The sequence below is a fragment of the Mucilaginibacter sp. genome, assembly GCF_036383575.1.
Classification (GTDB): Bacteria; Bacteroidota; Bacteroidia; order Sphingobacteriales; family Sphingobacteriaceae; genus Mucilaginibacter.
This window is the reverse complement of record NZ_DASVOB010000860.1, coordinates 1-9,917: the sequence shown is the minus strand read 5'-3', so window position 1 is coordinate 9,917 and position 9,917 is coordinate 1. Positions and strand designations below refer to the sequence as shown.

The following is a 9,917-nucleotide window of genomic DNA, read 5'->3' as shown; positions in this document are numbered from 1 at the left end:
GTCTCTGCATCAAGCCTTTCAAAATTATCTGCATGCTTTGGTTCAGATTCTGTGAGCAGGATAACCTTTTCGTTAATATAAATTCTGTATTTTTGAGCCATGTTTACTAATAATGAGATCGAACAACAAGTAGCCGAATTCCTGCTGCAAATTAAAGCAATTAAATTACAACCCAATAATCCTTTTACATGGGCATCGGGTTGGAAATCTCCAATTTACTGCGATAACCGCGTTACCCTTTCTCATCCAACCATCCGCACCTATATCAGGCAGCAATTAGTTGCCGCTATTCAGGAAAAATTCGGTTCGGTTGGCTGCATTGCGGGTGTTGCTACAGCAGGCATTCCGCAAGGTGCATTAGTAGCCCAAGAATTAGGCCTTCCTTTTATCTATGTACGTTCAAAACCTAAAGAGCATGGTACAGGGAGTATGATTGAAGGTGATGCGCCTACTACATCAGGCAAACGTGTTGTAGTAATTGAAGATCTGCTTTCAACCGGCAAAAGCAGTTTACAAGCTGTTGAAGCCCTGCGTGCCGCAGGTTATGATGTTGCCGGCCTTGCTGCTATTTTTACCTATGGGTTTGATATCGCCGATGAAAATTTCAAACAGGCTAACTGCCCATACGTAACCCTGTCAAACTATAACGCACTTATTAAATACGCCGAAGAGCATCAATTCATCAACGAAAAAGATGTAAACCTGCTTAAACAATGGCGTGAAAACCCATCAACCTGGGGCGAAATAGCTGCAAATTAAGACCGCTGAGTTTTTTGATTTCGATGATTGCGCTGATAGTTAATAGTCGGCGCAATTGGTCTTAAATCTCATGTCTACTATCTCAAATCTATCTATGAATACCTTTACAAGTACAATAAGCATTAATAAGCCATTAACTGAGGTTTACAATTTCCTGGCTGATTTTAACAATCACAAGCAGCTAATGCCTGATAATATCCAGGAATGGGTATCTACAAAAGATGAGGCCCGCTTCAGCATCCAGAATATGGCCAAGCTTGCTTTGAAAATTGAGGAGCGTATTCAAGATGAACTAATAAGGATCATCCCTGCAGAGAAGCCTCCATTTAATCTTGAACTAAAATGGTCGTTATCTTTCAATAACGACCACACTGATATTTTATTCACCATTAATGCTGAGCTTAGCATGATGATGAAAATGCTTGCCTCTGGTCCGCTTCAAAAACTGGCCGACCACGAAACACAGAGCTTACTTAATATCTTAAGCTAAGCCTGCCGCATTTTTACAAAGCTTGTATTTAGTATACTTTGCGTTTTTGTGTATTGTTGATGGCTATTACCACATTGATGATAATTAAACCTATGATTAATGCTCCCATGACCATTGTTAAATATTTTAATTAAGTTGTTATATTAAATGTTAGTCAAAGGCTGTACCATTATGCTATAATTGGTTAAATGTTGCTTTAAAACGCATTAAAGGCACTTTTATTTTACGTTGTATTATCATTTCTGTGTAATTGTGTGCCCATGAATTTAATTTATGGGGAAAATTGCTGCTCAAAAAAATCCCCAACCATAATATCGGCACGGTATATCGTTAAAATGAAGATTTTAGCTTACTTTTGCGCCAAATTAGAGGTGCAGCATGATCACGGTATCCAATCTTTCTTTACGTTATGGTAAGCGTACTTTATTTGAAGACGTTAACCTGAAATTTACACAAGGCAATTGTTATGGTATTATCGGCGCTAATGGCGCGGGTAAATCTACATTCCTGAAAATTCTTTCGGGCGATATTGATCCAACCAGCGGTTCGGTTAGTTTTACTCCAGGCGAGCGTATGGCTGTATTAAGCCAGAACCATTATGCTTTTGACGAATTTACAGTTCTTGAAACTGTGATGATGGGTCACAAGGAAATGTATGCCATAATGAAGGAGAAAGACGCCATTTACCTTAAAGAGGATTTCAGCGATGCCGACGGAGAACGTGCCGGTGAACTGGAAAACCTTTTTGCAGAAATGGACGGCTGGAATGCCGAAAGCAATGCTGCTACCCTATTGAGCAACCTTGGCATTAAAGAAGATTTTCATTATCAATTGGTTAAAGACCTTGATAATACTCAAAAAGTACGCGTGTTATTAGCGCAGGCACTTTTTGGAAAACCCGATATCCTGTTACTGGATGAGCCTACCAACGACTTGGACATCCACACCATTAGCTGGCTGGAAGATTTCCTTGCCTCATATGAAGCTATTGTATTGGTTGTATCGCACGACAGGCACTTCCTTGATACTGTATGTACCCACGTGGTAGATATCGACTTTGGTAAGATGACCATTTAGACCGGTAACTATACCTTCTGGTATGAATCAAGCCAATTAGCATTAAAACAACGTGCCGAGCAGAACAAGAAGGCGGAAGATAAAGTTAAAGAGCTTCAGGAATTCATTCGCAGGTTTAGCGCCAACGCATCAAAATCAAAACAAGCTACCAGCCGTAAAAAGGCTTTGGATAAGATCAACCTTGATGAGATCCAGCCATCAAACCGTAAATATCCGGGTATTATATTCAATAACCTTGGTCGTGAGGCCGGTGACCAGATCTTAACGGTTGAAAACCTGGGCAAAACCTTAAATGGCGAAGTGCTGTTCAACAATATTACTTTTACAGTGAATAAAGGCGATAAGATCTCCATCCTGTCTCAAAATAGTTTGGCAACTACCGCCTTCTATAATATCTTAACTGGCCGGGATAAAGACTTTACAGGTACTTTTAAATGGGGCGTAACTATTAACGCTGCCGATATCCCTAACGACAGCAGCGAATACTTTGACGGCAAGACTGATAACCTGATAGACTGGTTGCGTGAATATTCACCAGGCGAAAAGGACGATCAGTTTATCCGTGGTTTCTTAGGCAGGATGCTTTTCTCGGGCGAAGAGGTTATGAAAAAATGCAGTGTGCTTTCAGGTGGCGAAAAAATGCGCTGCATGTTTAGCCGTATGATGCTGCAACAAGCCAACCTTTTAATGTTTGATGAGCCAACCAACCACCTTGACCTGGAATCGATCACAGCCCTTAATAATGGCATGAAAGATTTCCGCGGCACCATCCTGTTCACCTCACGAGATCATGAGCTGGTTGAAACCGTAGCCAACCGTATTGTTGAATTAACACCGGGCGGTTATATTGATAAGCTTATGACCTATGATGAATACATAAACAGCCCTGTAGTGCAAAAACAGCAGGAAGATTTATACGCTGCGGTATAATAAGCCCATAATGAATTAATGAGGCCCGGAGTATTGATACTTCCGGGCCTTTATATTTTATAATAAGTTGGGCCTGATAACCTGCGTTTCGAGCTGATTGATAGTTGATTCGTCGCTAAACAGGTAAAAATGGTCTTTAGTATACGAATATTGAACATTTAAGCCATTTTGAGTAATGAAGTCTTTAACAACACTTTCATACTGCAGCTTATTGATTTTGAGTAATTTTCTTTTTTTCATAGGAATAGGTAGTAAGTTTTACAATATAGGTAGCCTTTATTGAAAATCCAATAAAAAAATCAATATCTTGTTATGAAGTTGCTACTAAAACCGTTTAGCCGGTGTAACAGTGTCAAATAATTATTGAAATTTATTCGCAAAAAATTAAAACTAAAAACGGAAATGGAACCAAGTGGGGAGGAAAAAGAACGCTATTGCAGTGCGACACAAATACATCACTATTAGAAGATAATAGAACAGATCATAAGACATCAGAGGATGCCAGAAAAGATGAAAAAAAATAAATAATGATTTTGATCTCGATTTTGTGAATCCAGACTTAAGGTACCATTTGAAAAGTGGTTAACTCATAAAAAAGGCGAAGGTGAAAATTAAGTTATCGCTTTGTGTGCAAATTGTATGCAAAACAAAAAAGCACTCATGAATATACTTCATAAGTGCTTGATTTTCAAGTGACCCCGGAGAGATTCGAACTCTCGACCCAATGATTAAGAGTCATTTGCTCTACCAGCTGAGCTACGGAGTCATGGTACTGGGTTTTGTTGGGTTGCAAATATGCACATTATTTTCTTTTTGCATATGAAAAATGCTCCCTGTTAATAATTATTTCAATCTGTTAAATGTAAAAAATATTTAATATGGATTGATCTTTCCTTCTGAATACGACTTTCTGTTTTCATCTTCAGCATCGGCAATATCTTCAATATGCATAATCTTCAGAGCCATTACACTTTCAGATTGCAGAAAAGCGACCTGAAAAAGGAAGAAGAAAAGAAAAGGTGCTAATTGTTACTTGCTTAAGTTTCATTGGATTCAGTTTTTGGAATGATCATTATTTGGTATTATTGATCTGTTGAATAGCGTCCACAGATGCTTTTGCACCGACGGGATCATTGAGCCCGGTACGTTGGTCTTTGATACTGTTCAAAAACTTGATCATAAAAGGTGCCGCGCCGTCACCTTTGTACCGGATAGCCAATTGCTTTAATTCGTCAATGCCTTGCAAAACAGCTTCCTGCCTGGTTAATCGTCCTATCATCCCCGAAAATGCTTTGGTCAGGTGTACCTGGTCCTGGAACCCTGCTGCTTTATAACGTTGGTAAACAAAGGGCCACTGGGTATCGCCGCCCTGCTCAGCATAAACGCTGATGATGGTTTGGGTCAGTTGTCCCTCATTGTCATTTTCAAAGCGCTTGGCCAAACTTAAGCCCAATGTCGGGTCTATACGGATAATACCGTTCAGTGCCGCACCAGATACCGAATATGATGGACTGTTAAGCCCTTTCTTGAATAGTTCAAGGTAAGCCGGGTCTTTTAAAACGGACAGCGTATTGATCGCATCCGCCCGAACTAAAGTATTTTGGTCCCCGCTCGCGATATTGGCCAGTAATGGCAAGGCGGCATTCCGCAGGCCTGCGTTAATATTGCGGATATCTTCCCTGTTTTGGTTAAGTGCCTGGATCGCTTTCCTGCGCAGGCCGGAGAATGGGTCTTTTAAAGCAGCGATCAGCACCCGCTGCGCCTCCGGGTCATCCGTATTCTTTTCTGCAAAGTCCATGGCTTCATAGCGGTCAAGATAAAGCGGCGCATGGAAATATTGATAAACCAATTCTGTAGGGGTCTTATGATCAGTCTTCTCTGCAATCAGAATTTTATCCGCATCAACGTTTACCAGGTCAGGCTTTGACGGCATTTTAAAAGTTAGGGTATCTGAATGATTCCGGAGCCAGACCCGGTGACGTTCTTTTGCACCGCCTGTATACACATCCACAGCAACCGGTAAGGTAAAAGCGGTCCCATCCTGTGTTTGATTGACGAAAATCTTTTGCGTTTTTGCTGCCTCATCCCAGAGGTATCGGATGTCCAGTACCGGGTGGCCTGCGCCATAATACCACTGATTAAAGAACCAGTTCAGGTCAAGGCCGCTGGCTTCTTCCAGCGCCATTCTCAATTGCGGCACTTCGGCATTTTTAAAGGCGTAGGTGGTCAGGTAAAGATGCAAGCCCTTATAAAATGCTACATCACCCAGGTAGTTTCGAAGCATATTTAAAACGCGCCCCCCTTTGGAATAGGTAATGCCAAATGGGTCTTTGGGATTGGTATAATAAAAAGTGACCAGGTTTTTGGCCCGGGCATCATGGCTGTCCAGGTAATTCTGCAAGCCGTACTGTAGATGTCCGTCCGCGGCGTCCTTGCCGTATTTGTGCTCCAGCCAGATCAACTCTCCAAAATCTGCAAAGGATTCGTTGAGGGTGATATTGCTCCAGCTTTCACAGGTCACATAATCACCAAACCACTGATGGAACAGCTCATGTTCGATGCCTGGGTTGTAATAACTGTCTGCGAGTTCTCTTCTGGTGGAAACGTTACCAAATATAGCCGCGGTTGTATTTTCCATCGCCCCGCCTACATAATCACGAACAGATACCTCCGCATATTTGTTCCAGGGGAAGTCAACGCCTAAAGTTGTGGAAAAAAAATCAATGGCTTCTGGTACAATACCGAAATTATCTTTTGCGTAAGGAGCGTATTTCGGCTCCAGGTAGTAGCTGACTTCTTTTCCATGCCAGCTGTCCTTAATGATCTTAAAGTCACCCACCGCCATCATGAACAGGTATGGCGAATGCGGGAGTTCCATTTTCCAGGTATCTGTGCGTGTACCGTCAGGATTATTTTTTTGTGATTCAAGGCGGCCGTTAGACAAGCTGACATATTTGCGGGGAACGGTCATACTGATCTCCTGGGTGTTTTTTTGATTTGGCTTATCGATCGTAGGGAACCAGCAGGAATTATTTTCAGGTTCGCCAAGTGTCCAGATCTGTGTTGGTTTATCCTTTTCGGTACCATCCGGGTTAATAAAATATAAGCCGTGCTCATTGTTACGTCGTCCTTTTAGCTCTTCGGGTTTTGATGTATAGTCAATGTACAAAGTATAGTTTTCGGTAGGCTGATAAACCTTGTCCAGTCTGATATTTAAACTCAAACTGTCATAAGAGAAATGCAGAGGTATGTTTTTGCCATTTTTCGAGATCGCGATAGTGCGAATATCCATTCCTTTAGCGTCCAGCCTCAGCGTATCAGTGGGGTAAAAATGAGGCTTTAACGTAACCCATTCCTGACCATATAAATAACGCTTTTTATAATCAAAACGAACATTTAATCGGGTGTGCACCAGATCATTGATCTTAGAGGCCGTTTCGCGGTAGCCTTTTACCGGGAAGGCCGATTTGAGGTCCTGGGCCAAAGTCTGTGAAAATACCCCGTTCAGCAGGGTTATAAAGCAAATAGCAATGGCTAAATAAATTCTTTTCATATAAGTATTGATCGATTTCATGATGATACTTAGGTTAAAAAAGGGCAATACCTTCCAGTGCCCGCTTTCGGGGCAGTTTATTTCAAGGAAGATCGCACTAAATATTTATGGCGTTATTTATGGTTTCTCCCGGCGATTAATAAAGACATAGTAGCCCAGGAAGCTTGCCGCAAGGCTGAAGGACATGATTGCCAGGGAGTGTATGCCCAATGGCTGGAAATAATCCACGAAAGACAAGCCCGTGCCTAAGCCCATTAAAAGTGCGAACCATTTGATCGTTACATTTTTATTGTCCCTGGCAACGGGCTGTAATAATTGGGATACCACATGGTCAGGTGCCCCCTTTTCAATCAGCTTATTTTTCAGGCGGTAATCCAGTAGCCATTTGATAAAGGCCAGGATGACCACTGAAAATATAACGATAGTTAAAATGGTGCTGGAAAGATGAAGCGCTTCAAACTTTAATGAGCTATCGCTGTACTGATCCGGATCTGCTTTTGCAACCAGAGATGCCACGGTGGCGGCTATAGTGATGATGAGTTTTTTCATGTTATATTTTAATGTTGCCGATAAAGGATTAGACCGGTTGCTTAATTTAAAGTTGCAACTTCATTCATAATTCAGGGTGTTCATTTGTTTCCGGTATTTCCTGAAGATTTCAAGGCATTGAAATACCAGAATAAGGATGGCAGCAAGAACGATCAGGTATAGCGCAACGGGTAAAACGCCATTGAACATCTTTAGTAATTCGTCCCTGTATAAGTAAACTGGAATAATAAGAGAGCCAATGGCTGCAAAAACAAGTAGATAGATCCATGTATCGCCAGCGGTACCTTTTGACTTTTGCACGGGTAGTTGCGCGATGACGAGGCCGGCTACATCGAAATCAAAAGCAGGTTTTGGCAGATCATTGATTGTAGAAAGAATTGATCGGTAATTTGCTGCTTTAGTACCACATAAAGGGCATGAACTAATGTGTTTAATGTCTTCTGAACTGCCTTGTCCCAAAACGAACTGCTGAATTTCTTCTTCGCTTAAATGGCTATTATTCATAGTTCCTCCTTTTTATATTTAGCCAAAATATTTTCTTTTAACATTTTCCGGGCCCTAAATAAATAACTTTTAATAGTGCCTTCCGGCAAGCCGGTAATCTGCACCATCTCATCATTGCTCAATTCTTCCTGGTATAAAGAAATCAAGGTTTTGTAAACCGGCGGGAGCCGCTCAATTTCGAACACCAGGATCTCCTTAAGCTCTTTCTTGATCAATAGCGTTTCAGGCTCATTACTGGATAGGTTAATGGAGCGTTTGCTGATCTGTTCCAGTGTTTGCTTATCAGATCCTTCTCCATCATCCATCTGATCCAGTAGTAATAACTTCTTTTTTTCCAGATAGTGCAGGCAGGTATGATAAGCAATTTGCCCGATCCATGTGGATAGTTTGGATTTAAACCCGAAACCGGATAGTTTATTAAATGCCTTTAAATAAATATCCTGAATCAGGTCTTTTCGGTCAGAGCTATTAGCCACCATTTTAAAAACGATCATAGCCACCAATCCTTCCGTGTTTTTGATGATTTTTCCAAACGCATAGTTGTCACCGGTCAATACCTTCTCAACCAGTTCTTTGTCTGCCGCATGATGTGCTGAATGATGATCCACTTTGATTGATTAGACCGTTACCCTTAGATAAAGTTGCAATAAACTTAATGAATGATGCAACCTATTTTCAAACTGACAGCACTAAAAGTGATCAGTCCAGAGTTGGCCAAAAGGAATATAATAAAAAGGAAAAAGTTACTTTTAAAGTAGAAAAAGCAATGCCGGCTATTCTGCTTTTGCCGAAGTTAACAGAGGGTTGGCGACGCTATCGCTGACCTAAAAATAAACGAATCCGAATCAATAGATTTATTGCGATCCCAAGCCAAGCTTCCTAAATTCCCCCACATGAATTGAGATAAAGTTTCAGTAACGCCGGGCTAAACTTATGCCCGGCGCCAGGAATTAAGAAAATCAATAAATACCCGACCATGTGTATGATGGAGCTGCAACGGTCTGCGAGGTATTACAATAAAATAAACTACCCCACCCAACTTCATCGGTGATAGTAGCTGTTGCGCCTTCGTTTACATGACCAGCTATAACCTGTTCGGTATATGGCATATTTAAACCACGATAACGATGATAATAATTATAACCCATATACCAGATTGGGCGGTAATTACCACGGTTAGAAGTTGAAATAGAATTTATAGGCGGAGTTACAGCCCATATAGAGGTTGCAGGCGTTACAGGATCCCAGGTCACACTATTTCCAAGGTTGTATTTAGCTGTATATTCCATGGCTTTGCCGATCACCCCGCTACGAGCATCATAAAGCGATTTGTCGCCTTGATTGTATGCCATCTGAGCCCATTCCAGAAAGCTGGCTAAACATAGTTGGGTATAGTATTGATCACGCCCTCCTTCAACAGGCTGCCCGGTTGATAAAAATGCGGTTACGTTGGTACCGTTGTCGGCCCCGTTTGCCGCAGTTCTGTTAAAATATTCCAGCGATAAATTATATGCTGTCTGGCTTTCGCAGAATATACCATATGCCATTATAAACTTACCGGCACTGGATCCCCAGGATGGCCAACCAGCCACAACAAACGGACTTGTTTTGCTATAAGTGGCAGCATAGGCTGCATAATAGTTATAAAATATTTTGAACAGGTTTTTATAATTGGTCTTTTTTGTTGAAGTGAGGCCGGAATAGTTGTAAACCATATCTGCCCCATAAATCATAAAATGCAACCCGTAGCCATTACATAACTGCCAGTCGTTATCGGGGTACTGAATAGAAGTACAGGTTGAAGCCCACGCATCAAGCAATTGAATAACCTTGTCGGCATACTGGGCTTGCCCGGTCATGTTCCACATTACACCATTAACAAACATAGCCATGGCATCATTTTCGTAATCGCTTTTGTATAAGTTACGACCAACCTGGGCATGCGCATGCGGCGCATAGCTGCTGGATAAAAATGTGGCATAATTGCTTTGAAAATTAGCGAAGGTTGTTTTGTAGGGCTCCACGTTAGCTATTGCCTGGGCGTAAGCATACTGC

At 41.5% G+C, this 9,917-nt stretch carries 9 protein-coding genes, 1 tRNA gene and 1 pseudogene; 4 read left to right on the top strand and 7 right to left on the bottom strand.

The genetic code is table 11. The features are described from left to right. The first annotated feature begins 99 nt into the window (after positions 1–99). The 3 genes and pseudogenes from pyrE to VF500_RS30350 all read left to right on the top strand — a co-directional run bounded on the left by pyrE (position 100) and on the right by VF500_RS30350 (position 3,256). Positions 100–759 (top strand): orotate phosphoribosyltransferase, encoded by a 660-nt coding sequence (gene pyrE / locus VF500_RS30360; protein WP_330863244.1) that lies wholly within the window; start codon positions 100–102, stop codon positions 757–759. A 94-nt stretch (positions 760–853) separates the two neighbouring features. Further along, positions 854–1,249: an SRPBCC family protein gene (locus VF500_RS30355; protein WP_330863243.1), complete on the top strand. Its 396-nt coding sequence runs from the start codon at positions 854–856 to the stop codon at positions 1,247–1,249. A 378-nt stretch (positions 1,250–1,627) separates the two neighbouring features. Then, positions 1,628–3,256, top strand: a pseudogene (locus VF500_RS30350) (ABC-F family ATP-binding cassette domain-containing protein). 57 nt (positions 3,257–3,313) lie between these two features. Here the strand turns inward: VF500_RS30350 and VF500_RS30345 are convergent. From VF500_RS30345 to VF500_RS30320, 6 genes are all read right to left on the bottom strand, one after another. Further along, positions 3,314–3,496, bottom strand: a complete 183-nt coding sequence (locus VF500_RS30345; RefSeq protein WP_330863242.1) for a hypothetical protein — start codon at positions 3,494–3,496, stop codon at positions 3,314–3,316. Positions 3,497–3,949: 453 nt separating this feature from the next. Further along, a tRNA-Lys gene (locus VF500_RS30340) sits at positions 3,950–4,022 on the bottom strand. 306 nt (positions 4,023–4,328) lie between these two features. Then, complete coding sequence (locus tag VF500_RS30335) at positions 4,329–6,830, bottom strand: M1 family metallopeptidase (protein WP_330863241.1); 2,502 nt, start codon at positions 6,828–6,830, stop codon at positions 4,329–4,331. A gap of 96 nt (positions 6,831–6,926) precedes the next feature. Then, positions 6,927–7,358, bottom strand: coding sequence for a hypothetical protein (locus VF500_RS30330; RefSeq protein ID WP_330863240.1), 432 nt, complete (start codon positions 7,356–7,358; stop codon positions 6,927–6,929). A 60-nt stretch (positions 7,359–7,418) separates the two neighbouring features. After that, complete coding sequence (locus VF500_RS30325; RefSeq protein ID WP_330863239.1) at positions 7,419–7,862, bottom strand: hypothetical protein; 444 nt, start codon at positions 7,860–7,862, stop codon at positions 7,419–7,421. Beyond that, positions 7,859–8,470: an RNA polymerase sigma factor gene (locus tag VF500_RS30320; protein WP_330863238.1), complete on the bottom strand. Its 612-nt coding sequence runs from the start codon at positions 8,468–8,470 to the stop codon at positions 7,859–7,861. Before VF500_RS30320 ends, VF500_RS30325 begins: the two co-directional genes overlap by 4 nt. A 47-nt stretch (positions 8,471–8,517) precedes the next feature. Here VF500_RS30320 and VF500_RS30315 point away from each other — a divergent pair, with 47 nt between their 5' ends. Continuing rightward, positions 8,518–8,685, top strand: coding sequence for a hypothetical protein (locus VF500_RS30315; protein ID WP_330863237.1), 168 nt, complete (start codon positions 8,518–8,520; stop codon positions 8,683–8,685). Between the two features lie 136 nt (positions 8,686–8,821). Here the strand turns inward: VF500_RS30315 and VF500_RS30310 are convergent. Beyond that, positions 8,822–9,917 (bottom strand): alginate lyase family protein (locus tag VF500_RS30310; protein WP_330863236.1); only part of this gene is annotated, 1,096 nt, incomplete at its 5' end.